Annotated in this window: 21 protein-coding genes and 1 tRNA gene; 9 read left to right on the forward strand and 13 right to left on the reverse strand. The window is 65.0% G+C overall.

What is annotated here, in order from left to right; all coding sequences use genetic code 11:
- Window positions 1-2 precede the first annotated feature (2 nt).
- Both LLW23_RS17010 and leuA read right to left on the reverse strand, forming a co-directional pair.
- Window positions 3-1148, reverse strand: a complete 1146-nt coding sequence (locus LLW23_RS17010; protein WP_228946682.1) for a tetratricopeptide repeat protein — start codon at window positions 1146-1148, stop codon at window positions 3-5.
- A 66-nt stretch (window positions 1149-1214) separates the two neighbouring features.
- A complete protein-coding gene (gene leuA, locus LLW23_RS17015; protein ID WP_228946683.1) occupies window positions 1215-2873 on the reverse strand; it encodes a 2-isopropylmalate synthase in 1659 nt (552 codons plus the stop codon).
- 264 nt (window positions 2874-3137) lie between these two features.
- Between leuA and LLW23_RS17020 the strand changes: the two genes are divergently transcribed.
- Window positions 3138-3533 carry a BLUF domain-containing protein gene (locus LLW23_RS17020; protein WP_228946684.1) on the forward strand — a complete coding sequence of 132 codons (396 nt, stop codon included), beginning with the start codon at window positions 3138-3140 and terminating at the stop codon, window positions 3531-3533.
- Window positions 3534-3545: 12 nt separating this feature from the next.
- Here LLW23_RS17020 and LLW23_RS17025 read toward each other — a convergent pair whose 3' ends face one another.
- The 6 genes from LLW23_RS17025 to miaA form a co-directional block, all read right to left on the reverse strand.
- A complete protein-coding gene (locus tag LLW23_RS17025; RefSeq protein WP_228946685.1) occupies window positions 3546-4181 on the reverse strand; it encodes a YceI family protein in 636 nt (211 codons plus the stop codon).
- An 89-nt stretch (window positions 4182-4270) separates the two neighbouring features.
- Window positions 4271-5020, reverse strand: a complete 750-nt coding sequence (locus tag LLW23_RS17575; RefSeq protein WP_270049244.1) for a hypothetical protein — start codon at window positions 5018-5020, stop codon at window positions 4271-4273.
- Window positions 5021-5093: 73 nt separating this feature from the next.
- A complete protein-coding gene (ilvC, locus tag LLW23_RS17035) occupies window positions 5094-6113 on the reverse strand; it encodes a ketol-acid reductoisomerase (protein WP_228946686.1) in 1020 nt (339 codons plus the stop codon).
- Between the two features lie 146 nt (window positions 6114-6259).
- Window positions 6260-6775: an acetolactate synthase small subunit gene (ilvN, locus tag LLW23_RS17040; protein WP_228946687.1), complete on the reverse strand. Its 516-nt coding sequence runs from the start codon at window positions 6773-6775 to the stop codon at window positions 6260-6262.
- 144 nt (window positions 6776-6919) lie between these two features.
- Window positions 6920-8671: an acetolactate synthase 3 large subunit gene (locus LLW23_RS17045; protein ID WP_228946688.1), complete on the reverse strand. Its 1752-nt coding sequence runs from the start codon at window positions 8669-8671 to the stop codon at window positions 6920-6922.
- A gap of 70 nt (window positions 8672-8741) precedes the next feature.
- Complete coding sequence (gene miaA, locus LLW23_RS17050) at window positions 8742-9668, reverse strand: tRNA (adenosine(37)-N6)-dimethylallyltransferase MiaA (protein WP_228946689.1); 927 nt, start codon at window positions 9666-9668, stop codon at window positions 8742-8744.
- On the opposite strand from miaA, the gene serB reads away from it, so the two are divergent.
- The 3 genes from serB to LLW23_RS17065 all read left to right on the forward strand — a co-directional run bounded on the left by serB (window position 9661) and on the right by LLW23_RS17065 (window position 12611).
- Window positions 9661-10542, forward strand: a complete 882-nt coding sequence (gene serB, locus LLW23_RS17055) for a phosphoserine phosphatase SerB (RefSeq protein WP_228946690.1) — start codon at window positions 9661-9663, stop codon at window positions 10540-10542. The two genes, miaA and serB, sit on opposite strands and share 8 nt — an antisense overlap.
- A 74-nt stretch (window positions 10543-10616) precedes the next feature.
- Window positions 10617-11816: a cation:proton antiporter gene (locus LLW23_RS17060; protein WP_228946691.1), complete on the forward strand. Its 1200-nt coding sequence runs from the start codon at window positions 10617-10619 to the stop codon at window positions 11814-11816.
- Window positions 11817-11831: 15 nt separating this feature from the next.
- Complete coding sequence (locus tag LLW23_RS17065) at window positions 11832-12611, forward strand: SDR family NAD(P)-dependent oxidoreductase (RefSeq protein WP_228946692.1); 780 nt, start codon at window positions 11832-11834, stop codon at window positions 12609-12611.
- Between the two features lie 6 nt (window positions 12612-12617).
- Here the strand turns inward: LLW23_RS17065 and LLW23_RS17070 are convergent, their stop codons facing one another.
- The 3 genes from LLW23_RS17070 to LLW23_RS17080 form a co-directional block, all read right to left on the reverse strand.
- The gene (locus tag LLW23_RS17070; protein ID WP_228946693.1) at window positions 12618-13049 is read right to left on the reverse strand and encodes a PaaI family thioesterase; all 432 of its coding nucleotides are present in this window, start codon (window positions 13047-13049) and stop codon (window positions 12618-12620) included.
- A 56-nt stretch (window positions 13050-13105) separates the two neighbouring features.
- The gene (locus tag LLW23_RS17075) at window positions 13106-14794 is read right to left on the reverse strand and encodes a sensor domain-containing diguanylate cyclase (protein WP_228946694.1); all 1689 of its coding nucleotides are present in this window, start codon (window positions 14792-14794) and stop codon (window positions 13106-13108) included.
- Window positions 14795-14930: 136 nt separating this feature from the next.
- Entirely contained in the window at window positions 14931-16976 is a 2046-nt protein-coding gene (locus LLW23_RS17080) for an NAD(+) synthase (RefSeq protein ID WP_228946695.1), read from the reverse strand.
- Between the two features lie 132 nt (window positions 16977-17108).
- On the opposite strand from LLW23_RS17080, the gene LLW23_RS17085 reads away from it, so the two are divergent.
- The 3 genes from LLW23_RS17085 (at window position 17109) to LLW23_RS17095 (ending at window position 18821) form a co-directional block, all read left to right on the forward strand.
- A complete protein-coding gene (locus LLW23_RS17085; RefSeq protein ID WP_228946696.1) occupies window positions 17109-18020 on the forward strand; it encodes a fructose bisphosphate aldolase in 912 nt (303 codons plus the stop codon).
- A gap of 1 nt (window position 18021) precedes the next feature.
- Entirely contained in the window at window positions 18022-18687 is a 666-nt protein-coding gene (locus LLW23_RS17090; protein ID WP_228946697.1) for an O-methyltransferase, read from the forward strand.
- 60 nt (window positions 18688-18747) lie between these two features.
- A tRNA-Gly gene (locus tag LLW23_RS17095) sits at window positions 18748-18821 on the forward strand.
- Between the two features lie 11 nt (window positions 18822-18832).
- Here the strand turns inward: LLW23_RS17095 and LLW23_RS17100 are convergent.
- Complete coding sequence (locus LLW23_RS17100; protein WP_228946698.1) at window positions 18833-19873, reverse strand: hypothetical protein; 1041 nt, start codon at window positions 19871-19873, stop codon at window positions 18833-18835.
- 168 nt (window positions 19874-20041) lie between these two features.
- On the opposite strand from LLW23_RS17100, the gene LLW23_RS17105 reads away from it, so the two are divergent.
- Together LLW23_RS17105 and LLW23_RS17580 are read left to right on the forward strand one after the other, a co-directional pair.
- Window positions 20042-20827, forward strand: coding sequence for a Crp/Fnr family transcriptional regulator (locus tag LLW23_RS17105; protein ID WP_228946699.1), 786 nt, complete (start codon window positions 20042-20044; stop codon window positions 20825-20827).
- Between the two features lie 392 nt (window positions 20828-21219).
- Window positions 21220-21351 (forward strand): hypothetical protein, encoded by a 132-nt coding sequence (locus LLW23_RS17580; protein WP_270049245.1) that lies wholly within the window; start codon window positions 21220-21222, stop codon window positions 21349-21351.
- A 54-nt stretch (window positions 21352-21405) separates the two neighbouring features.
- On the opposite strand, the gene LLW23_RS17110 is transcribed toward LLW23_RS17580, so the two are convergent.
- Entirely contained in the window at window positions 21406-24051 is a 2646-nt protein-coding gene (locus tag LLW23_RS17110; protein WP_228946700.1) for a GAP1-N1 domain-containing protein, read from the reverse strand.
- Window position 24052: the final 1 nt, after the last annotated feature.

The raw sequence follows: 24052 nt of genomic DNA on the forward strand, positions 1-24052 counted from the left end.
CGTCAGTCGCGCACCGCAGCCGCCGAACCGGGCTTGGTGAGATCGGCGACCTCGTATCCACCGATCGCGACGCGCCGACGAATGAGGCTGCCGATCGGCGTGATATAATCCGAGCGGCGCGTGAAGCGTTCGACCTTGTACACCCCATCCTGCGGATCCTGTCCGACCGTTTGGTCGTTGGTCGCATAGCGCCGGCCGGCGATCTGCTCGACGACCGAGCCAGCCCATGGAACGTTGGGCGACCCGCGCAGTACCTCCACCTCCGCCGTCCGGCCGTCCGGCTTGATCCAGAAGCCAACGTCTGCCCACTGGATCGAATCAAAATCGGTGGAGCGCCGCGTTATCATCTCCTGCTCGCCGAAGCGGCGCGCGAGAGAATTCGCAGCCGTCACGCTCGCCGCTGCGTCCAGTTCATACGGCGGCGCCCAGATTAGCAGCGGATCCCCCTGCTGGCTCTGCGACACTGCGCCGACAAGCGCCGTCACCTCGTCCTCGTCAGCTGCCTTCGCCGAAATTCGTAGTCGCAACACACTCAGCGCGGTCCGGAACCCTGGTTCTTTGCCGAGCGGCCTCGCCTCCAGTTCATCGAGCTTGCGCAACGCGGCGGCTTTCCGATCCTGCGCCGACGCCAGCCAGACGCGCTTCATCCCGGCGAGCATAGCCGGCACCGCGCGCCCGTCGCGCAGTGCGTCGTTCTCGATCGAGCGATAGGTCGCCTCCGCCTGACGATAGTCACCCAACTTTAGCCACATGTCGCCGGTCGCCGTCGTCGCAACCATCACCGACCGATCGTCTGCAGGCAGATTGTCCCGAAGCGTCCGGACCTGCCGGGCGATCGCGCCGCTGTAGGCGCGTCGGTCGCCGTCATGCAGCGCGACGGTCGCATACGCCTCGTAAAGTGCGGCTACAGCTCGGGGCGCGGTCGCCGCACTATCCTTGTTGCGAGAGATTGCCGCTGCGAGAAGTCGCTTGGCATCAAGATAAGCCCCGTCGCGGAACTGCACTTCGGCCAGCGCGATGGTCGCCTGGGCGTCGCGCAACGGTGTGCAGCCGCCGGCGACACACGCCGCCTGTGCCTCGGTAAGGCGCTTGCCCGTGACGATAACGTCGCCGGTGGCGGCCTGTAGCATCAGCAACATCGTCAACATGGCTGCGACCTCCAGAGGGTACGCAATATGTGATCGACGCTGGCCGCCGCCGCAACCCCCGTGTCGCTAAGCGCGGTTCGCCGCGCTCAACACTGCCCGCACGCTCGCAGTCGCAATGTCAGTGTCGATCCCGACGCCCCACACCGTCCGCCCGTCGGCCGTCCGGCATTCGAGATACGCCGCCGCCTGCGCCCCGGCGCCATGCCCAATGGCATGTTCGGCATAATCGACGACGTCCAGGGTCGGTCCGGTCGAATCTGCCAGCGCGGCGATCACGCCCGAGATCAGGCCATTGCCGCGCCCGGACAGCGAGCGCTCCTCGCCATCGATCGCCACGCGGCCGACGAACAGCCGATCGCCGACGCTGCCGGTCTCGTCATAGTCACGCAGCACGAAGCGGTCGCTTGCCACAGGCAGATACGCCCGCTCGAAAGCGCCCCAAATGTCAGCTGCATTGAGCTCGCGGCTCGTCTCGTCCGCCAGCGCCTGGACGTGGCGGCTGAAGTCGGCCTGCAGTCGCTTGGGCAGCTTGAGTCCTTTGTCCTGTTCGATCACCCAAGCGACACCGCCCTTGCCCGACTGCGAGTTGACGCGAATCACCGCCTCGTAGCTGCGTCCGAGATCGGCCGGATCGATCGGCAGGTATGGAACCTCCCAAAGATCGTCGTTGCGTTCGGCCTGTGCGGTGAAGCCTTTCTTGATCGCGTCCTGATGGCTGCCCGAGAACGCCGTGAAGACGAGATCGCCTGCATAGGGCGTGCGCGGGTGGATCGGGATGTTGGTGGCATATTCCACCGTCTTCACAATGGCGTCGATGTCCGACAGGTCGAGCCGCGGATCTACGCCCTGCGTGTACATGTTCAGCGCGACGGTCACGAGATCGCAATTGCCGGTCCGCTCGCCATTGCCGAGCAGGCAGCCTTCGACGCGATCCGCTCCTGCCATCAGCCCGAGCTCCGCCGCAGCGACACCGGTCCCGCGGTCGTTGTGGGTGTGCAGGCTGATCACTACCGCTTCGCGGTTCGGGATGTTGCGCCCGAAATATTCGATCTGGTCCGCATAGACGTTCGGCGTCGCGCACTCGACCGTGGCGGGCAGGTTGAGGATGATCGGATCCGCGGGGGTCGGTCGCAGCACGTCCATCACCGCGGCGCACACCTCCAGGCTGAAATCTAATTCGGCCGTGGAGAAGGTCTCGGGGCTATACTCAAACTGCCAGCGCGTGCCGGGCCGCTTGGCGGCTTCGTCGCGCAGCACCTTGGCGCCGTCGATCGCGATCGCCTTCACCTCCTCGCGGCTCATCCCGAATACGATCCGCCGCCACGCCGGGCTGACGGCATTGTAGAGGTGGACGATCGCCGTGCGTGTCCCTTCTAGGGTGCGGAAACTCGTCTCGATCAAATCGCGACGCGACTGGGTGAGTACCTGAATCGAAACATCGTTCGGAATACGATCATCACGGATCAGACCGGAGATGAAGTCGAATTCCGTCGCGCCCGCGGCAGGAAAGCCGACCTCGATTTCCTTCAGGCCGATCCTGACGAGCAGGTCGAAGAAGCGGTTCTTCTTTTCGGCGTCCATTGGATCGATCAGCGCCTGATTGCCGTCACGCAGATCGGTTGAGAGCCAGCGCGGCGCGCGGGTGATCGTCTGGGATGGCCACGTTCGGTCGGGAATGGCGATGGTGGGAAAAGGGCGATATTTGGTCGATGGATCGCGCAGCATGGCTCGGCTCGCTTCACTTCGAGGAAGGAAATTTCGGAGGCTTGGCCCTTAGGCGGTGTCGCGCGCGGCCCGGCGGGCGCGCGTCGATGGTCGCGCCTAAGGGCGCGTAAGTCGAAGGAGGAAGCCCGGTACCAGGATCATCTGTCACCGTCGGTGAAGCAGTTTTACATCTTTGTCCAGAACCGGTGATATTTGACGCTTTTGTAAGGGGTTGGCGCCTAAGCCAGGGCATCATTTCTGGGTGACTACAAAGAGGGGGGCGCCGTGCGCCAGATTTTATACATCAGCACGGCATCGCCGGGTGCTGCGATCGACGTTGCTGGCATCCTCGCGGTGTCACAACGCAACAATCGCCGCGATGGGGTCACCGGTCTACTCTGGACCGATGGTCACCGTTTCTTGCAAGTATTGGAAGGCAACGACGCGGCCGTGCAGCGCGTGCTCGACCGCCTCCTCTCCGATCCGAGACACCGCGGGATAGCGGTACTTCACGATCGCACCGTTGCTGAACGTGAGTTCGGCGCGTGGGAGATGGCACGGCGCAGCGCGAGCGACTCGGCGGACGCGTTCGATGTGAAGATGGACGGCTTTCTCGCCACCGCCTCGCCGACGGTCCGCGGCACGTTCGAGGGGCTGATCGCCGCTCGACGTGCCGCGTAACGCAGCCGCCAGTTACTTCTGGAACGCGACGGTGATCTTCAGCTTCACCTCGTCCGAGATCATCGGAATGCCATAGGCGATGTTAAACTCGCTGCGACGGATCGAGGTCGTCGCGGTGAAGCCGACATTCTCCTTGCCGCCCATCTGCGCTGGCATCTTGCCGGCGCCATAGAAGGCTGCATCAAGCGTCACTGGCTTGGTGACGCCGTTGAGCGTCAGGTTACCCTCGATCTTCGCACTCTGGCCGTTCGGCGCCACGCGCGTCGAAACGAAGCGGGCCGGAGCAGGAGCCGCGCCGAAGAAATCGGCGGATTTGCCGGCCTCGGCGGGCTTGAGCAGGTGCTTGGTCAGTCCGGCGCTGGCGGTGGTCACTTCGGCGACCGGAATGGTCACATCCACCTTTGCGGCAGTCGGGTTCTTCGGATCGAGCATCAGCGTGCCGGTGACGTTACCAAACAGCCCGAAATATGGTGTGAAGCCAAGGTGATCGACGGTCCACTCGACCAGCGTATGCCCGGCATCGACGGTGTAGCTGCCGCCGGTGATCGCCGCCGGGTTCTTTGATCCCGGCGCGCTCATCGGCGCCTGCTGCGCGACGACCGCGCCAGTGAGAAGGGCAGAAGCGAGGAAAGCTTGAGCAATGCGCATGTCGAAATCTCCCGGAACGATCGTTACGTGACGCCAACCACAACACACGAGTCGAGGAAAGCTCCGCCTGCGAAACGACCGGTTTTCGTTTAGCGCGAAACCCCCACCGTCAGATCAAATTTGATCCGCACCCACGCACCGATCATCGGCTTGCCATTCACCCGCGGCGGACGGACCAGGAACTGCCAAGACGCCTGCCGTAGACCGCGCGCGATACCCGAACCCGGGCTCTCCCCAATCTCACGGCAATCCTCGACGCGGTTACGCTCAATCGTACGACAGGCGACCATCCCCCAGCCGGATTCGCGTCTTGCGGGCAAATAGGTGACCAGTTCCGCGCGGGTCGGTTCGCGCACCCACTCGGCGTTGAACAGCCGCTCGCCGTTTGGCCCCCCGCCGCCACCGCCAGCCTCCCCGCCGCCAGCCTCACCGCCAGCAAGCTCGGTCGCGGCGCCCGGCTCAGCCGCCGCTTTGGGGAAGCGACCGATATTCGACGCCGCGAAATCCTCGCGCGACAGCTTCATCACGCCCGGCAACTCGATTGGCGGCGGGGGGAGGGGAGGCGGTGGCGGGGCGGCACGGGGCGGCTGCGGCCGACGTGCCACCTTGGTGCGTTCAATCCGCCGTTGCGCCGGCGCTGCCTTTGGGCCTGGCGGCGCTACGTCGAACGTGGATAGCGCGCGGCCGTCCCCCGGTAGTTCCAGCGAGATTCCACCCATCCGAATCAGCGCCAGAATAATCAGGGCGACGATCGTCAGCGCGACCACGGACGATACTATCCGGTCGCGCCACGATGGCCGCGCCTGATACGTCGCGTGGTTTGATAACGCCTGCCGCATCGCCGGCGCGCCTATCCGTTCACGGACGCGCCGACAATGGATGATCCGCCGAGGCTAAGCCGAAGCTACGGCCTCAGTTCTTGTCCTTGTCCACCAGCTTGTTGGCGCCGATCCACGGCATCATCGCGCGTAGGTTGGCGCCTACCTGCTCGATCGGATGCGCCGCGGCGGCCTTGCGCGCGGCCTTCAGTTCGGGCTGGCCCGCGCGGTTGTCGAGGACGAAGTTCTTGACGAAGCGGCCCGACTGGATGTCGGCGAGAACGCGCTTCATCTCCTTCTTCGTTTCGTCGGTGATGATCCGCGGGCCGGTGGTGATATCGCCATATTCGGCGGTGTTGCTGATCGAGTAGCGCATATTGGCGATGCCGCCCTCATACAGCAGATCGACGATCAGCTTAGTTTCGTGGAGGCACTCGAAATAGGCCATCTCCGGCGCGTAGCCGGCCTCGACCAGCGTCTCGAACCCGGCCTGGATCAAGTGCGTGATGCCGCCGCAGAGCACCGCCTGCTCGCCGAACAGATCGGTCTCGCACTCTTCCTTGAAGTTGGTCTCGATGATGCCGGAACGGCCACCGCCGACGCCCGACGCATAGGCAAGGCCGATGTCGTGAGCGTTGCCGCTGGTATCCTGATGGATCGCGATCAGGCAGGGGACGCCGCCGCCGCGGACATACTCGCTGCGCACGGTGTGGCCCGGTCCCTTGGGGGCGATCATGATCACGTCGAGATCGGCGCGCGGCTCGATCAGGCCGAAATGCACGTTGAGGCCGTGCGCGAAGGCGAGCGTCGCGCCCTGCTTCATGTGTTCGTGATAATCGGCGGCGTAGATCGCGGCTTGATGCTCGTCGGGGGCGAGGAACATCACGATATCGGCCCAGGCAGCGGCTTCGGCATTCGACTTCACCGCGAAACCGGCGTCGATCACCTTCTTGGAGGTGGCCGAGCCTTCCCGCAGCGCGATTGCGACATCCTTGACGCCGCTGTCGCGCAAGTTCTGGGCGTGCGCATGGCCTTGGCTGCCGTAGCCGACGATGGCGATCTTCTTGTCGGTGATGAGATTTAGATCGGCGTCGCGATCGTAATAGACACGCATTGGTAGGTGCTCCCTCTTGTTCTGCCGTCATGCTGAACTTGTTTCAGCATCCACCGTGCAACAGGCGACGATCTCGCTGGTGGAAAAGTGGACCCTGAAACAAGTTCAGGGTGACGGATGGTGGTGTTGTGTGGGTGGATGAAACCTCAGGCCGCGTTCTTGCCGCGGGCGATGGCGACGATGCCGGTGCGGGCGACCTCGATCAGGCCGACTTCGCCCATCAGCTCGACGAATTTGTCGATCTTCTCGATTCCGCCGGTGACTTCGAACACGAAGCTCGACGTGGTCGCGTCGACGACGCGCGCGCGATAGACGTCGGCGAGGCGCAGCGCTTCGATGCGATTGTCGCCAGTGCCCTGCACCTTCACGAGCGCCAGCTCACGCTCGACGTGCGCGCCCTCGGTGGTCAAGTCGCGCACCTTGTGGACGGGAACCAGGCGATCGAGCTGCGCGACGATCTGCTCTACCATCGGCGCACTCGCCGAGGTGACGATCGTGATGCGGCTGACCGACTTGTCGGCGGTGATCTCGCTGACCGTCAGGCTTTCGATATTGTAGCCGCGCGCGGTGAACAGGCCGGCGATCCGCGCGAGGATGCCGGGTTCGTTGTCGACGATGATGGCAAGCGTGTGCCGCTCGGCCTTTTCGGATTTGATGTGCATTTGTCCCTCCTCGGAACGGGGAGGGGGACCGCTCGTGAAGCGAGCGGTGGAGGGGCCCTCCACCAACGCTCCGTTCGCCGTACTCCCCCTCCACCATGCTCCGCATGGTCCCCCTCCCCGTGCCGGGGAGGAGCAAGATTGAGATTACACCAGCGCCTTGGCCTCGTCGTCCATCGTGCCGGAGACTTCGTTCGCTTGGAGGATCATGTCGGTATGCGCCGCGCCCGACGGGATCATCGGGAAGCAGTTGGCCAGCTTCGCGACCATGCAATCCACCATCACCGGTCCATCGTGCGCGAGCATGTCGGCGATGCCCTGTTCGAGCTGGTCAGGATGCTCGATGCGGATGCCCTTCCAGCCATAGGCCTCGGCGAGTTTGACGAAATCAGGCAGCGAATCCGAGTAGCTCTCCGAGTATCGGCTCTCATAAGTGAGCTCCTGCCACTGGCGGACCATGCCCATATATTCGTTGTTGAGGATGAACACTTTCACCGGCAGGCGATATTGCGTTGCCGTCGCCAGTTCCTGGATGTTCATCTGGATCGACGCCTCGCCGGCGATATCGATCACCAGCGCCTTGGGATTTCCGAGCTGCGCGCCGATCGCGGCGGGCAGCCCGTAACCCATCGTTCCGAGTCCGCCCGAGGTAAGCCACTTGTTGGGCTTCTCGAACCCGAAATGCTGCGCGGCCCACATCTGATGCTGGCCGACCTCGGTGGTGATGATCGGATCGCGCGCGTGGGTCGCCTCCCACAGCGCACGCACAGCGCGCTGTGGCATGATAACCTCGTCGTCCTTCGGGAAGGCAAGGCAATCGACCGCCTTCCAGCCATCGATCCGGCGCCACCATTCGGCGGTGTCCGGCTTGGGATGCTGGCGGCCCTTCCAGATGCGGACCATGTCTTCCATCGCATGGCCAGCGTCGGCGACGATGCCGAGATCGATCCGCACCGTCTTGTTGATGCTCGACCGGTCGATATCGATGTGCACCTTGCGGCTGTTCGGCGAGAAGGCATCGAGACGCCCCGTCACGCGATCGTCGAAGCGAACGCCGATCGCGACGATCAGGTCAGCCTGATTCATCGCCATATTCGCCTCATACGTCCCGTGCATGCCGAGCATGCCGAGGAACTGCGGCGAGGTGGCGGGGAAGCAGCCGAGCCCCATCAGGGTCGAGGTAACGGGTGCGCCGGTGATCCGCGCCAACTCGCGCAGCAGTTGCGACGCGCCGGGGCCGGAATTGATGATCCCGCCGCCAGTGTAAAAAATCGGCCGCTCGGCAGCGGCGAGCATATCGACGACCTGCTCGATCTCGCTGCGATTGGCCTTGAGCGCGGGACGGTACGTGCGATGCTGGATCGGACCGGGCTTCACGTAGCGCGCGGTGGCGACCTGCACATCCTTAGGGATGTCGACCACGACCGGACCGGGGCGCCCCGAGGTAGCGATATGGAACGCCTCGTGGATCACGGCGCCCAGCAGCGCGGGATCTTTCACGAGATAATTGTGCTTGGTGCAGTGGCGCGTGATGCCGACAGTATCGGCCTCCTGGAACGCGTCCGAGCCGATAAGCGTCGTCGGAACCTGACCGGTGATCACGACCATCGGAATGGAATCGAGCAAAGCGTCGGTGATCCCGGTGACGGCATTGGTCGCGCCGGGGCCCGAGGTGACGAGCACGACGCCAGGCTTGCCCGTCGAGCGGGCATAACCCTCCGCGGCGTGCGTCGCTGCCTGCTCATGTCGCACCAAAATGTGGTGGATGCGCTTCGAGCGAAAAAGCGCATCGTAAATTGGAAGGACGGCCCCGCCGGGATAGCCGAAGATGACGTCCACGCCGAGATCGCACAGCGCCTCGACCAGGATGTCTGCTCCGCTCTTCTCGCTCACGTTCATTCCCCTTGCATCTTGCGCGGTCCTGCTACCCGTTCGGGTCGCGGCGCGCTACGGCAATGAAAATTACGCGTCAAGGCCAAATATTGAAATAATATTCCAATCTGTCTAGTGGCAGGTCGCTGACGCGTGGCCAATTCTCCGGCGTCTGGTGGCGAAACCAGGTGTATTGCCGTTTGGCGTAGCGGCGCGTCGCGGCACATGCCTCTGCCAGTGCGGCATCGCGGTCGATCGTGCCGGCGAGCAGTGCCGTGATCTCGCGAACCCCGATCGCGCGGGTCACCGGCGCGGCTGGCGGAACATCGTCGCGCCCGATCAACGTGGCGACTTCCTCGATCGCTCCCGTGTCGAACATCGTCGCAAGTCGCGCGTCGATCCGCTCGCTCAGGCTCGCCCGGTCGGGCAGCAGAACGAGCGGCGCCAGTGCGACGTCGTTCGCGATGCCGCCGGCGCGAGCGGACTGCCATGCCGCCAGCGTCCGTCCCGTCGAACGTACCACCTCGAGTGCACGGGCAACGCGCGCGGTATCGGCGGGCGCCAAGCGTTGCGCGGCAGCCGGATCGGCGACGGCCAGCGCTGCATGGGACGACGCGACCGGCATCGCACGTATCGTTTCCCGGATTGCGGGATCGATCGCCGGGACGGGCGCGATCCCGTCGAGCAGGGTACGGATGTATAGCCCGCTCCCGCCGACGAGGATTGGCAGCCTGCCACGTTGCTGGATATTAGCGATCGCGTCGCGCGCCTGATCCGCCCAATGCGCGGCGGACCAGGCATCCGCTCCGTCGACAACGCCGTACAGCCGATGCTCCGCGCGTGCCTCATCTGCGGGGGTCGGGCGGGCGGTGATGATGCGCAAGTCGCGATAGACTTGGCTGGCATCGGCGTTGACGATGACGCCGCCAGTCCGTTCGGCCAAGGCGATCGCGAGCGACGACTTGCCGCTCGCGGTCGGCCCTGCAATGAGCGCCAGCTTCGGAAGGGGACTTCGTGTGTTCACCGCGACGCTGATAGCAGCCGGGCGTCTGTCGCCCCAGACCCTCTCGGACGCAAACGAGCGGCTGGCCGCTGCCGGCTGCGTCCCGACGACATCTGGCTGGATCGACGAGGGTGACGCCGCCGACATCGCCTTCGGCTTCGCGCCTGACGCTGCACGGCGCTCGTTGGAGAGCGCATTCACTGGCGTCGATGTAGTGGTTCAGCCACATGCGGGCCGCGCGAAGCATCTGCTGGTGGCGGACATGGATTCGACCATGATCACCGTCGAGTGCATCGACGAACTCGCCGATTATGCCGGCATCAAGCCACAGATCGCCGCCATCACCGAAGCCGCCATGCGCGGCGAACTCGACTTCGCTGCTGCGCTCGATGCGCGCGTGGCGCTGCTCGAGAATCTCGACGCCGACGCGATCGAGCAATGTCGCGCCGAACGTGTGCGGCTGATGCCGGGAGCGAAGACGCTGGTGCGCACGATGCGTGCGCACGGCGCAACCGCAATCCTCGTTTCGGGCGGGTTCACCGCGTTTGCCGATCCGGTCGGCGCAGAAATCGGGTTCGATCGGGTGATCGCGAATCGGCTCGACGTGGTCGACGGGCGGCTGGCGGGGACGGTGGGCAAGCCTATCGTCGATTCCGCCACCAAGGAACGCACGTTGCGCGCGGCGCGCACTGAGTTCGGGCTAGCGGACGACGCGACGATGGCGGTCGGCGATGGCGCCAACGACTTGGCGATGATCGGCGTGGCCGGGCTCGGCGTCGCCTTTCACGCAAAGCCGATCGTCGCGCAGGCTGCCGCTGCGCGGATCGACCATAATGACCTCACCGCTTTGCTCTGGGCACAAGGCATCCCCCGGCGGGAGTGGGTACAAAGCTGACGACGCGCTGAAATTCGCGCCCTTGTCGTAAGCGGTCCTGCATCCGATACCGACTCCGCGAGGGGCGGGGGCCAATGACGACGACCGAATTGTTTCTGGTGGCGATGCTGATCGTGTTCAGCGTGCCCTATCTGGTCTGGCGGCTCGCGCGGACGGATTACTGGTCGCCGCTCGTGGTGGTGCAGATCGTCGGCGGCGTGTTGCTTGGGCCGGGGGTGCTCGGGGCGGCACTGCCCGAGTTTCACCGCACCGTCTTCAATCCGCAAGTGATCGGTGCGCTCAACGGCATCGCGTGGTGGGCGGTGATGATCTTCGTGTTCGTGGCGGGGATCGAGCTCGACCTGAGCCAGGCATGGGCACGGCGGCGCGAGACGGGGATCACGGCCGCGTGCGCGCTGCTCGTACCGCTAGCGTCCGGGTGCCTCGCGGCGCTGCTCCTGCTGGGCTGGCGCGATGGATGGGCGGGGAGCGGCGGCGCACCGTGGCAGGTGGTTCTTGGCATCGGTATGGCCTGTGCAGTGACGGCGCTGCCGATCCTCGTGCTGTTCCTCGAAAAGCTCGACATCCTGCGGCAACCGCTCGGCCAACGCATCCTGCGGTATGCGAGTCTGGACGATATCGCGATTTGGGGCGTGCTGGCGCTGATCCTGCTCGACTGGGAGCGGGCAGGGCGGCAGTTGGGGTTCCTGCTGCTGTTCCCGGTCGCGGCGATGGCGATGCGCGCACTGATGCGCCGCTTGCCCGAGCGCGATCGCTGGTATGTTGGGCTGATCTGGCTCGCGGCCTCGGGGCTGGCGGGCGATTGGGCTGGGTTGCACTATATGGTCGGCGCGTTCCTCGCCGGCGCGGTGCTTGACGCACGCTGGTTCGATCAGGCCCGCATGGACCTGTTCCGCGATCACATCCTTCTCGCGGTGATGCCGGTATTCTTCCTGTCGACGGGGCTACGGACAAACTGGGCGATGGGAGGCAGCGCGGTGATCGGCGGGGCCGTGCTGCTGCTGGTCGCGTCAGTCGTCGGCAAACTTGCCGGATTGCACCTCGCGGGGCGGCTGCTGCACTGGGGCAAGGGTGAGGCGAGTCTGATCGGCTGGCTGCTGCAGACCAAAGCGCTGATCATGATCATCTTCGCCAACATCCTTCTCGACAAGGCGATCATCAGTGCCGAGACGTTCACCGCGCTACTGCTGATGGCGGTGATGAGCACGATGTTGACGATCCCGATCGTCACGCCGAAGCTACGTCGAATACGCGCCGTGCAAGCCGCGCCATAAACAGGAGAGCAAGCGATGCGCCCGATCCCCGAGGTAGTTGCGCGTCTCGACGGTGCCGGCGCGATCGTGACCGGCGCCGCGAGCGGCATGGGCCGTGCCACCGCGATCCTTCTCGCCCGCGCCGGTGCCAGCGTTGCGGTTACGGATGTGCGTCTTGCGGACGCCCAGGCGGTCGTGGATGAGATTGCGGCAGAGGGGCTCAGCGCACAGGGCTGGGCGCTCGACGTGGCGGATCACGACGTGATAACCCGCGTGACGGAAGAAGCGGCTGCGGCGTTTGGAGACGTGTCGATCATCGTCAACAACGCGGGCATCTCGGCCAGTTTGCCGATCGACGACGCAACGTACGATACGGAATGGGATCGGCACCTCGTAATCTTGCTGACCGCGCACCAGCGGCTGATCCGCGCCGCTCTGCCGCACCTGCGGCGCGCGGCGCATCCCCGCATCGTCAACATCGCCTCGACCGAAGGGCTCGGCGCCACTGCCGGCTTCAGCGCCTATTCCGCCGCCAAGGCCGGCGTGATCGGACTGACTCGCAGCCTGGCGGTCGAGCTCGGCAAGTCGGGCATCACGGTCAACTGTATCTGCCCCGGTCCGATCGACACCGGCATGACGCAGGCGATCCCCGACGAAGCGAAGCAGGTTTATGCCGCGCGCCGCACCGCGCTCCGCCGCTACGGTCTGCCCGAAGAAGTCGCTTTCATGACCGTAAGCCTGTGCGCACCCGCCGCAAGCTTCGTGACTGGCGCGATCATTCCAGTTGATGGCGGCCTGATCGCGCGAAACGCCTGACGCTGCCTAGCCCGCCGCCGCTTTCGACGCCTGCTCGACTCGCGCCTTCGCCGCCAGCATCAGCGTCGAGCTTGCCTTGGCCAGCACCTTGCCCGTCGTATCGAGCAACCGTCCCTCGAAGAAGCAGGTCGTCCGACCGCGCCGCTCGACCCACGCCTCTGCCACCACGATTCCCGGTCGCGCCGGCGCGAAGAAGCTGACCTTCAACTCCAGCGTCATTGGCGCGATGTCGGGCCCGCCCATCGCGATTGCGGCATGCGCCATTGCCGCGTCAATCCAGCCGGTCACGAACCCGCCTTGCACGACGCCGCCCGAATGGCACATGTGCTCGCCCGCGCGATACTCGAGCGTGGCGCGCCCGGCCGGATCGAGTTCGACCGTGCGGACGAGCCCAAGTGTCTGGCTCAGGGGGTGGAGCTCGGGATCGCTGTCGCTCATTCGCATCTCCTTTGCCGCGACAGTGTCGCGGGTCGCCGCCGGGGGCAAGCCTCCGATCAGGCAACAAGCGCGAGCTGGTCGCGGCCAGCGTGCTTCGCGCGGTAAAGCGCGACATCCGCCGCGCGCAGCACTTCGCCGACGACTTGTCCCTCGCGATAGCGCGCGATCCCGCCGCTCACCGTCACCGTAACCACGTCGCCCTCGATCCGCATTCTCGCGTCCGCGATCGCGCAGCGAAGTCGATCGCAGACGAGCCGCGCCTGCTCCAGCGTCGTCTCGGGCAACACGACGGCGAACTCCTCGCCGCCGAGCCGTGCGATCAGATCCTGTTCGCGCACGCTTGACCGTGCGAGCGTGGCGAAGCGCCGCAGTACTTCGTCGCCCGTGGCATGGCCGAACGTGTCGTTCACGCGCTTGAAGTAATCGAGATCGAACAGCGCGACACAGCCACCCGCACCTGAGGCCAGTCGTGTGGCGAGTTCCTCATCAAGCCCGCGTCGATTCATCAGCCCGGTCAGCGGATCGGTAAGCGCCGCGCGGGCGAGCCGCTCCTCATTGGCCTTGCGGTGGGTGATATCGCGAATGGCGCAAACGATGCCGGTTACGCTGCCCTCGTGATCGACCACAGTACGACTGTGCGTCTCAAACCAGCGCACTTCGCCGCCTCGAAGATAACTACGATACTCGCTGATCGTCACGCCTGTGGGATCCTCGATAGTCCGGCGTAGCGATGCCAGCGCGGCGCCGACATCATCGTGGTGGAGGAGCACGGTGAATGGCTTGCCGATCAGATCCTCCGGCTGTTGCCCACCGATTTGGCGGACCGACGCGGAGACGAAGCGCAGCCGCCCTCCGGTATCGACATTCACCACGATGTCGGTCGAATTTTCGGTAATGAGCCGATAGCGAGCCTCGCTCTCGCGAAGACGGCGGAACAATTCTGAGCGGCGCTCGAGTTCGGCATTCGCGGGCAGCACCGTCAGCATCGTGCAGGCGATGTAGAGCTGGAGAAACTGCATTCGCGCGCCCAGCGGCGCATCCATCAGCGCAATCGGCCCATGCCCCTGCGCCGTCAGGACGCCACCGATGATCGTGATCACCACAATCGACGCAGCGGTCGAAAGCGCGCCGCCGCGGAACGTTGCAAGTACGACTGGCAGCATGGGAAGGAACAGCAGCGGCAGCCGATCCTGCGCGAACGTAACGAGGCTTGCGACCGCTACAAGCGCCATCAGCATCGCAAACTCGACCAGCTTGGAGGGCCGCATGTGCTCCAGCAACCGCTTCGCATCGCCGCGCAGGATCAGCACGGCGATCGGCATGAAGGCGAGCGTGCCCAGCGCATGCCCGCTGTACCAATGCAGGGCGTTGGGCAGAAAGGGCTTCCCCAGCACCGTCGCGATCAGGCCAGCGCCCAGCGTCGCGCCGGCGAACGGTGCGACAATCCCGGTCGCAAGCACGAACACGACGAGCCATTGATGCGATTCGAGCACTGCGTTGCGCCCGACGAGGCGATGCAGCACCGCGGCCCCCAACGCGCTCTCGGCCATGTTCACCAGCGCCAGCGGGGCCGCTATCGCCGGCCCCAGCCCCCACAAAGCGGTCGTGGCGATGCTGGCGCACAGGCAGGCCGCGATCGGCGCCGGCCAGTTGCGGAAACGCAGCGTGGTCAGCCGCGCGGTGAGAATTGCGTTAGCGATCCATATGAAAGCTACGCCGCCGTCGAAGCGGGTGAAGGCGATCATGCCGGCCGATGCGACGAAATATGCGAGTCCTAGCGCGACGGCTGCGGCAGCCTCTCGTTCTCGTCGTTTCGCCATCTGAGGCAAATAGGCGACCGGGAGTAAACGCGCCGTTTCCGCGGCCACAAATAATCGTGAGTTACGGGCCGTTTGCCGCAAGTTCGGCTAGCCAGACGGCCGCCGTCCCGTCCGACGGCGCACGCCAGTCGCCACGCGGCGAAATCGCGCCGCCGGGGGAGACCTTTGGCGAGTTGGGCAATGCCGATCGCTTGAATTGGCTGGTCTGAAAAAAGCGGAAGAGGAATTTTTCCAGCCAGCCCTTGATCGTCTCGAGATCGTACGCCGTCCGGCCAGCCTCGGGATAGCCGAGCGGCCAGCGCCCCGCGTCCAGGTCATGCCACGCGTGCCACGCCAGAAAGGCGATCTTCGATGGCGCCAGGCCGTGGCGCAGCACGTAATGCGCGAAGAAGTCGTTCAGCGCGTATGGCCCGATCTTGCTCTCGGTGCTCTGGATCGCGCCGCTGGCGTCGGCCGGCACCAGTTCGGGCGAAATCTCGGTCGATAGAATTGCGTCGAGTACCGCGTCGGTCTCGCGATCATATTGCTCGGTCACGATGCACCAGCGGATTAGGAACTGGATCAGCGTCTTGGGAACACCCGCATTGACACCATAATGGCTCATGTGATCGCCGACGCCATACGTGCACCAGCCGAGCGCCAGCTCGCTGAGATCACCCGTGCCGACGACGATGCCCGCGCGCTGGTTGGCGAGACGGAACAGGTAATCGGTGCGCAACCCCGCCTGCACGTTCTCGAACGTCACGTCATAAACCGGCTCATCCTGCGCGAACGGATGGCCGAGGCCCTCCAGCATCATGCGCGCGGTCGGGCGGATATCGATTTCCTCGGCGGTGATGCCGAGCGCGCGCATCAGTTTCCAGGCATTGTCCTTCGTGCCATCGCTGGTGGCGAAGCCCGGCATGGTAACGCCAAGGATGTCGGTGCGTGGCCGACCCAGCCGGTCGAGCGCCTTTGCAGCGACGATCAGCGCGTGGGTCGAGTCGAGCCCGCCCGAAACGCCGATCACCAGCCGCTGAACCCCGGTCGAAACGAGCCGCTTCGACAGCCCCTCGACCTGGATGTTGAACGCTTCGTAGCAATCCTCGTCGAGCCGCGCGGGCGTATCCGGCACGAATGGAAAGCGCCGAATCGCTCGCTTGAGCCCCACGTCGGCGAAGTCCGGCAGATGATCGAACATGATGCGGCGGAAGCGGACTTCGGGATGCCCCGAGAACGATGCAGCGTCCCCGAACGTGCCGTTGCGCAGCCGCTCCTGCGTGAGCCGCTCGGCATCGACATCGGCGATCACCAGCTCGGGCTCAAGCGGGAAGCGGCTCGATTCGGCGATCAGCTCGCCAAGCTCGTGGATCGTGCCCTGGCCATCCCACGCGAGGTCGGTCGTGCTCTCGCCCGGCCCGGATGCGGAGTAGACATAGGCGCACACCGCGCGCGCCGATTGCGCCGCCGACAACATCATCCGCTCGTGCGACTTGCCGATCACCACGTTCGACGCCGACAGGTTGCAACACACCAGCGCGCCCGCGAGCGCACCCATCGTCGAGGGCGGGGTGGGCGACCAATAATCCTCGCAGATTTCGGCGTGGAAAACGAAATGCGGCAGGTCGGCAGCGGCGAAGATCAGGTCGGTACCGAACGGCACCGCTTCGCCGCCGATGTCGATCGTCAGCCCGGCTAGCCCCGCGCCGCTAGCGAACCAGCGCTTCTCGTAATATTCGCGGTAGTTGGGCAGGAACGTCTTCGGCACCACGCCCAGCACCCGCCCGCGCGCGATCGCCACTGCGCAATTGTAGAGCCGTCCGTTGCGCAGTAGGGCAGCGCCGACCATCAGCACCGGGCGCAACTCCGCGCTGGCTGCCGCGACCGCCGCCAATGCCGCCAGCGTCGCTTCCTGTTGTGCGGTCTGCAGGTGCAGATCGTCGATCGCGTAAGACGTGATGTTGAGTTCGGGAAACACCACGAGATCGACCGCTTCCGCATCCGCTCGTCGCGCAAGCGCGATCGTCGCTTCGGCATTGGCGACGGCATCGCCCACGCTCGCAATCGGCGTGGCGGCGGCGACGCGCAGCATGCGATGATGGTGGATCGATCGAAAACGGCTGTTCATCGCGTTCGCGTATCCTGCTTTGCGCCACCGTGCCACTGCTCGCCACCGCCATGTTGCAGTGCAGCTAGGCGAATCGTATGCGCCGGCCTACGAGCTTTGCGATAGTCAAGACCATTAGGGGATGAGCCAAGCATGACGCCTGCCGAAATGACCGCCAAGATCGCCGCCGGCGACGGGTTCATCGCCGCGCTCGACCAGTCGGGCGGCTCCACGCCGAAGGCGCTGAAGGGGTACGGCATCGAGGAAGGCGCCTGGTCCGGCGATGAGGAGATGTTCGACCTGATCCACGAGATGCGCGCGCGCATCATCACCTCGCCCGCCTTCAACGGTGACAAGGTGATCGGCGCAATCCTGTTCGAACGCACGATGGACGGTGAGGCGGGCGGCAAGCCCGTCCCACAGGCGCTGCACGACCGCGGCGTCGTGCCGTTCCTGAAGATCGACAAGGGCTTGGAGGACGAGGCGAACGGCGTCCAGCTAATGAAGCCGATGCCCGGCCTCGACGCGCTGCTCGATCGCGCAGCCAAGCTCGGCATCTTCGGCACTAAGGAACGGTCGGTGGTTAATCTCGCCAATCGCGAGGGGATCGCCGCGATCGTCGCGCAGCAGTTCGAGGTCGCGCAGCAGGTGCTGTCGTACGGCCTGATGCCGATCCTCGAGCCCGAAGTGAACATCAAGAGCGCCGAGCGCGCCGAGGCCGACGCCATCCTGCTCGATGAGCTGATGAAGGCGCTCGACGCGATGCCGGGCACCGACAAGGTGATGCTCAAGCTGTCCCTGCCGGCCGAGCCCGAGCTGTTCCTGCCGCTCGTCAACCATCCCCGCGTGTTGCGCGTCGTCGCGCTGTCGGGCGGGTTCGCGCGCGCCGAGGCTTGCGTCGAGCTGGCCAAGAACCACGGTATCATCGCGAGCTTCAGCCGCGCTTTGCTGTCAGACCTGCGCTACGGTATGACCGATGCCGAATTCGATGCGTCGCTGGGCGGCGCCATCGACGAAATTTGGGCGGCGTCCGCACGCAAGGACACCGTCGCCGCAGTCGCCTGAGATGGTAGAACGCAAGGCGCCGCAGGATGCAGCCTGGACGGCGGTCGACGACTATATCGTCGATCGCCTGATCCCCAACGACCCTGCGTTCGTCCGCGACGCCAATGCCGCTGCGGGGCTGCCCGACATTGACGTATCGCCGGCGCAGGGCAAGTTCCTGCACTTGCTCGCCCGTTCGGTCGGCGCGCGGCGCATACTCGAAATCGGCACGCTCGGCGGCTATTCCACCATCTGGTTCGCCCGTGCGGTCGGGGAGGGCGGCAGGGTCGTCTCGCTCGAGATCAATCCGCACCACGCGGCGGTGGCGGTCTCGAACCTGGCCGCTGCTGGGGTCGGCGACCAAGTTTCGGTGCTCGTCGGCCCCGCGGTGGAGACGCTCGCGCGGCTCGACGGCGTGTTCGACCTCGTCTTCATCGATGCCGACAAGCCCTCGAACGTCGCGTATCTGCACGAAGGGCTTCGCCTTTCGCGACCCGGCACGGTGATCGTCTGCGACAATGTCGTGCGTGAAGGCGACGTGCTCGACACCGCGAGTGACGATCCGCGAGTGATCGGCACACGCGCATTGTTCGAAGCCGTCGCCGCCGAACCGCGGCTGAGCGCCACCGCGGTGCAGACGGTCGGCACGAAGAAGTGGGACGGCTTCCTTATCGCGCTGGTCGACTGAGCCGGTTCAAGCGACGGTTGACCATCCCCCGCCCCCCGTGGCAGGGCAGCATCACGGCGCGCGGGTATAGTACAATGGTAGTACAGCAGCCTTCCAAGCTGAATACACGGGTTCGATTCCCGTTACCCGCTCCACCGCCGGCCGGTTACTCCTCCTCCGTCTGGCTCAGGCGACGCTCGAGCGCCCCGATCCGATCATTCATCGCAATGATCAGGTCGAGCAGCGCGGGAACGACCGTCGCTGGCGCGACGTAGGACGGATCAGGCGCCGGGCCGGCGCCCACCGGCCCCAGTATCAGGCCGAAATCCGCCGCCAACGCAGCATTCGTGATATCGAATGACGCCGCAAAGCGCGTCCACTCTTCCTCATGCGGCAGCGTCAATCCCGGGGTCACCTCGCGATAACGCTTCTGCTCCAGCCGGTTGTCCGAGAGCGCGCGCTGCAACCCGCCCGGTGCGGCTGGCGCATCGTGTTGCCCTTGGTAGAGCCGGAACAACGTCATCAGCGTGTTATCCGGTGTTTCATAATGCCGCGTCGTCCCGATCGTCGCTGCCATCGGCCCGAGCCGTGCGGTGGTCAGGAAGTCGCTCACTACGTCATCGACATGATCGTAGGAGCGCACGTGCAGCCGCTCCGCCCCAACCGCCGCGCGCCAGCCCTCGATGACGGCGCGATAATCCAGTCCGCGCGGAGCGGCATGCGGGATCCACTGGTCGAACGGCAGGATCGGCCCCGGCTCGGTTTTGTGCTTCACCCCCCATTGCAGATACGCTGAAACCAGCCACGTGGCTTGGTGGCGGAAGTAGATCACCACCTCGGTGTCGCAGATCGGCGCGAGCCGCGCGATGACTCGGCCAAGCAATTCGGCATGAATCGTGAGCGCGATCTGGCTCCAGACGAAAGTGCTTATCGCCAGCCGCGCGGCGATCTTCTCCGTCAGCAGGGCAACCAGCCGGTCCTCGATTCCGTCATCGTGCGCCAGCGCGTCGAGTAGCGCTTCCGCCGACCCGAAATCCTCCTCCGACGCCGCCCCTCGCTCGAAGAACATGCCAAGATAGAAGATGCCGCGCTCGCGCAATTCGCGCGCTTGCTCGCGGCAATATTTCTGGATCGCCGAAGAGCCTGACTTGCCCAGCCCGGCATGGATCACGAGCCGTTTGCGGGGCCCGGCATCGCTGTCAGTCATATGTTTTGCTCGTTCACCGGACCCTGCTCGCACGCCGCTACTGCAAGGGGAAGGCCATGCGTGCGAGAACAACCCACCCCAGGCGTCGAGAAAAGTTGCCGTATATTAACTGTGCCGCATCCGCTGGCCACCCGCGCTCGTACCTCCCGCCATTGTGGAGAGTGAACATTGACGGCTGCGTTTCCAGATAACCGGCTTGGAGCCTTTGCTGCGCTGAGTGATGATGAGCGCAATTTCATGCTGGACCTGATCGGTCCTGCAAGGACGATCCCGTCCGGCAGCATTATACAAGAACAGGGCCTCCCAGATCCCGGACTATTTGTGCTCCATAGCGGTTGGGCAGCAGGTACGATCGAGCTGATCAACGGCAGCAGCCAGATCGTGAAGATCCATTTGCCTGGCGATCTCATGGGCACGCCAAGCCTGCCGTACGAACGCGCGATGGAATCCTTCTTGGCGCTGACCACCGTCGAGGTAAGCGAGTTGTCGCTCACCGCGCTGGGCAAGCTGTTCGCGACGCACCCACGCGTCGGTGCCCTGCTGTTCGTTTCAGCACAGGAGGAGCAGGACTTTCTGATCGAGCGCCTCGCTTCGGTCGGCCGCACGGAGGCGCCGTCGCGAATGGCGGCACTACTGCTTCACCTGCAGTCGCGGTTGGCCGCGCAAGTCGGCATCAAGTCACGCCGCTTGGAGATCCCACTCAGTCAGCAGCAGCTCGGCGACGTGCTCGGCCTGAGTGAAATCCACGTCAACCGCGTGTTGCAGCAGATGGAGCGCGACGGCTTCATTCGCCGCGACAAGCGCCAGTTCGAGATCCTGCGCGCCGAGGCGCTGCGGTCGCTCGCCGGCATCCCGAACCGCAAGCTGCGCCGTGACCACGCCTGGCTGCCGTCGCCCAGAAGCGACGAAGCCGACGCCAGAGCGCGCACCGTGAGGATGAAGATCGTAAGGTGAGCCAAGCCGCTGCGCCTGAGCGTGTCTGGCGGCAGCGAGGTAATTGGTGGAAGGGACTGGAGGTGAGCCCACTCCCCCGCTCACGATGTAAACCGTTGATTGTACGAAGAGAGCTGAGGTCATGTGTACCACGGTTGGGTACCAAGTTTGTGTACCATTACGATAGCGAGTGGCCACTTACAGGGAAGTGGATTGCGCCGCTCCGAGATGAGGCTCCGGGGACCGTTGGGTGGAAATCGGTCCGACCGCTTTGGAGCGGTAGACCAGCGTAAGCGGCCCTTCGCTCATGCTCAGCTGATCGACAGCTACGCGCCCAATTGTCAGTCGTTCGGCGATCCGGTTACCAGTGCTTCAACCGGTCATTCATGAGACGGTTTTGAAGGCACTACGAAATGGCAAGTATCCGAATCATGCTCGCTGAGCGTTTCGGGGCGATCAACGCCGACAACATCAAGCGGGCGCCCGCGCTAATCGAAGGCGGGAAGGCGCGTAACATCGTTCTCGAGGGGGTCGCCTCCGAGTAGCTGGGGCCCGGCGCACGTTATCACTTTGCGGCGCCAGGACGGGCGGTCTCCGAACTAGATGTCGAACGGCAACTTGGCCAGCAGACCGTCGCGCTTGGCAACGTCCTTGATCGTTTTCCGGACCTGCGAGCGCCAGGCGTCGGGTATCATCTCAAGCTCCCTCTGCATCGAGGAGAGGGCAGCTGCACCGCCCTGCCGGCGGGCGATGTTGTGCAGTATCCGCTCCGCATCCCCGGTTCTTGCTGCCGCCAGGGCGATATCGCGAGCTCGCCATTGGGACGATAGGAAGGCTTCAGCGAGATCACCGCGCGCGATCTTGCAGCGGTCCCAGTCCAGGAAGATAAACACGAAGGCCAGGAAGTCGGGTATGCTGTCCTTCTGCAGCTCGCGATAGACGGACGGGAACGCGGCGGCGATGAGCGGAGACGCCGACACCCCGCGCTGTTGCATCAGAAAATGCAGTAAGGCGGCGCTCGCGCGAACGTAGCCTCGTTTGTTGACCATTTCGGAATCCCACAGGAGCCGGCCAGCAGCTTCCGCAGCATTGTAGGAAAGGTCGACGACATGGCGGGCCATGATCGTTTCGGCCAGAACTTCCGGATGGCGGAGAAAGCCCGCGCGCGTGACGGGCCCGCAGGAATCGAAGAGGGCGAGGTTGCGGCTGGCCAGCTCTGCCGGGATGTTCGACGCGAGACCCGTCCGCATGGTTCCGGCGGGGTCGAGGGCCGGCCCAGCGTGTCCGATCAGCGTCGCGAGGGTCTTATCCCGATCGGCTCCAATGTTTCTGCTGAGGGCCTTCTCAACGGCCATGGCCGCAAGGGCACTACTGCGCTTGGTTGGCAACGCGGAGAGAATTCGGACGACGAGGGGAACCGACACTTCCGCTTGAAGGGGAACGGTCTCGGCGATGCGCGCCAGAACCTCCGCTTCGGCCTTCGTAGATCCAAGAAGCGAGATGATCTGCGTGAGGACGTTAGGTTTAGCTACGATCGAGCGGAGCTGATCCTGAGATGCTGCGGCTAAGGTGTCGACCAAAAGCGCGGTGCGACGCGGATCGTCCTTGGGGAGCGACGCCAGGATCCAATCGACGTCAGCCGCAGTGGGATCGAGGAGCGCGCGGAGCATACGGTCCGTCGCGTTGCCCTGCTGGACGCCGGACGCGATATCCCGGACGTCCGTGACCGTGCCGCTGCGTCGCGCGGCCTCGACCAGGACGTCGTTGATGGCGGCGCGCTGCAGCCTGTTCGTTGCGGCCAGGCGACGCGCTTCAGCGACGACCACGTCGCCGGCCGCGTCCGCGATAAGCGCGCGCAGCAACACCGCATGTCTGTCTTCAACTAGATGTTGCTGAAACCGGCGAAAGGCCTCCGATCGTTGGGCAGGCGGCGCCGTTTCGATGCCGCTGGCGAGGGGGAGGTCGAGCCCGACATCTTCGCCGAGGGCGGTGGCGGTCAGGTCTTGCGCGGCCAGGACGACGCGAAGGACCTCCGCTGGCGGCAGTTGGGCAAGTGCCGCCGCGGTCGGATTGAAAGGTCTTGTCCGGGCGATCCCATTGGCGAGACCACCTATTAGGAAGTCGCCGCCCTTCTCATGCAGCAGCCCTGGAATGGCGGCGACCGCTTCCAGCGGTGAGCGCCCGGCAAGCTTGGCCGTTGTGGACCGGACGGAGCGCGCGAGGGAAAGCTGCCATCTCGTTTCCCCGAGTTTCCCAATAAGGACTTGGAGGAACCGCCACGCGTCCGCCGCCGGCATGTGCGACCCCGCGCTCTTCGCGGCGGCCGCCAACGTCGGAGTCAGCCTGTCGATCAGGGCGGAGCGCCTGGCCGGACGCGTGTTGGCAATGTCCAGCAGCCCGAGCGCCGCATGGGGCTCGGCCTCGATCTTGCCGGCCAGTTCCTCCCACAGCAGCGACAGGCGGAGCGCGTCGCGGCTACCGCGTTCGTCGACGACCATTTCGCCGAAGACGTCGAGCCCAAGCAGGGACGGATGGGGGGACTGGAATACCTCATTCGCGATCCGGTCGGACCAATGGTGCCTGGAGGGCGTGACCCGCTTTCCATCGACGCGGCGCCCCTTCCAATCCGTGAAGCGCGAACGCGCGCCGACCGGTGCGAAGACGAGGTCGAAACTTCGCTTCGCGATCGTCCGTGGGGAATTGCTGAAAGTCGAGACGGTGAACTGCCCCCGCATGGCCGGCCAGATCGCGGTGAGGATGCGGATTGCCAGCAGTTCGGGCGTGGCGGCTCCGAACACCGCGATCGGCACGCTGTCCTCCAGGAAGAGCGCCTCGACCAGTTCCACTCCGGGTCCCTGGGCCGGGGGGAGTGCCGTGGCTGCAGCCGCTGGCAACATCAGCTGACGGCCCGGATCAGTCGGCCCGGCGTCCGTCGCCGCACGCGCCATGGCCGCGGGATCGGCTAAACCGACCCAGTCGGACATGGCTATGATCAGCGAGCGTGTGCGGACGCACCCCGCTCGCGGCACGGCGGCGTCCAGCCAGGTGCGCGCGACTACGTAATGCGTGCCACTCGGAAGCGGGTAGCAGGTAAGATAGGGCGCGAATTTCTCGCCCGGACCGATTGGTCCTGCGATGTCGGAGAGACGATCGACCAAGTCCTGATCTCGGGCAGGCAGACGGATAGTCCCGGACAGGAGTTCGTGTCCGTGGCGATATCCGTGCAGTTGCTGGTCGACGATCATG

Origin of the sequence: Sphingomonas radiodurans (genome assembly GCF_020866845.1) — a bacterium.
GTDB lineage: Bacteria > Pseudomonadota > Alphaproteobacteria > Sphingomonadales > Sphingomonadaceae > Sphingomonas > Sphingomonas radiodurans.

Excerpts from the sequence above, each read along its gene's own strand:
- LLW23_RS17010 (WP_228946682.1), bottom strand. The coding sequence starts at position 1,148 with ATGTTGACGATGTTGCTGATGCTACAGGCCGCCACCGGCGACGTTATC.
- leuA (WP_228946683.1), bottom strand. The coding sequence starts at position 2,873 with ATGCTGCGCGATCCATCGACCAAATATCGCCCTTTTCCCACCATCGCC.
- LLW23_RS17025 (WP_228946685.1), bottom strand. The coding sequence starts at position 4,181 with ATGCGCATTGCTCAAGCTTTCCTCGCTTCTGCCCTTCTCACTGGCGCG.
- LLW23_RS17575 (WP_270049244.1), bottom strand. The coding sequence starts at position 5,020 with ATGCGGCAGGCGTTATCAAACCACGCGACGTATCAGGCGCGGCCATCG.
- ilvC (WP_228946686.1), bottom strand. The coding sequence starts at position 6,113 with ATGCGTGTCTATTACGATCGCGACGCCGATCTAAATCTCATCACCGAC.
- ilvN (WP_228946687.1), bottom strand. The coding sequence starts at position 6,775 with ATGCACATCAAATCCGAAAAGGCCGAGCGGCACACGCTTGCCATCATC.
- LLW23_RS17045 (WP_228946688.1), bottom strand. The coding sequence starts at position 8,671 with ATGAACGTGAGCGAGAAGAGCGGAGCAGACATCCTGGTCGAGGCGCTG.
- LLW23_RS17060 (WP_228946691.1), top strand. The coding sequence starts at position 10,617 with ATGACGACGACCGAATTGTTTCTGGTGGCGATGCTGATCGTGTTCAGC.
- LLW23_RS17065 (WP_228946692.1), top strand. The coding sequence starts at position 11,832 with ATGCGCCCGATCCCCGAGGTAGTTGCGCGTCTCGACGGTGCCGGCGCG.
- LLW23_RS17070 (WP_228946693.1), bottom strand. The coding sequence starts at position 13,049 with ATGAGCGACAGCGATCCCGAGCTCCACCCCCTGAGCCAGACACTTGGG.
- LLW23_RS17075 (WP_228946694.1), bottom strand. The coding sequence starts at position 14,794 with ATGATCGCCTTCACCCGCTTCGACGGCGGCGTAGCTTTCATATGGATC.
- LLW23_RS17080 (WP_228946695.1), bottom strand. The coding sequence starts at position 16,976 with ATGAACAGCCGTTTTCGATCGATCCACCATCATCGCATGCTGCGCGTC.
- LLW23_RS17085 (WP_228946696.1), top strand. The coding sequence starts at position 17,109 with ATGACGCCTGCCGAAATGACCGCCAAGATCGCCGCCGGCGACGGGTTC.
- LLW23_RS17090 (WP_228946697.1), top strand. The coding sequence starts at position 18,022 with ATGGTAGAACGCAAGGCGCCGCAGGATGCAGCCTGGACGGCGGTCGAC.
- LLW23_RS17100 (WP_228946698.1), bottom strand. The coding sequence starts at position 19,873 with ATGACTGACAGCGATGCCGGGCCCCGCAAACGGCTCGTGATCCATGCC.
- LLW23_RS17580 (WP_270049245.1), top strand. The coding sequence starts at position 21,220 with ATGGCAAGTATCCGAATCATGCTCGCTGAGCGTTTCGGGGCGATCAAC.
- LLW23_RS17110 (WP_228946700.1), bottom strand. The coding sequence starts at position 24,051 with ATGATCGTCGACCAGCAACTGCACGGATATCGCCACGGACACGAACTC.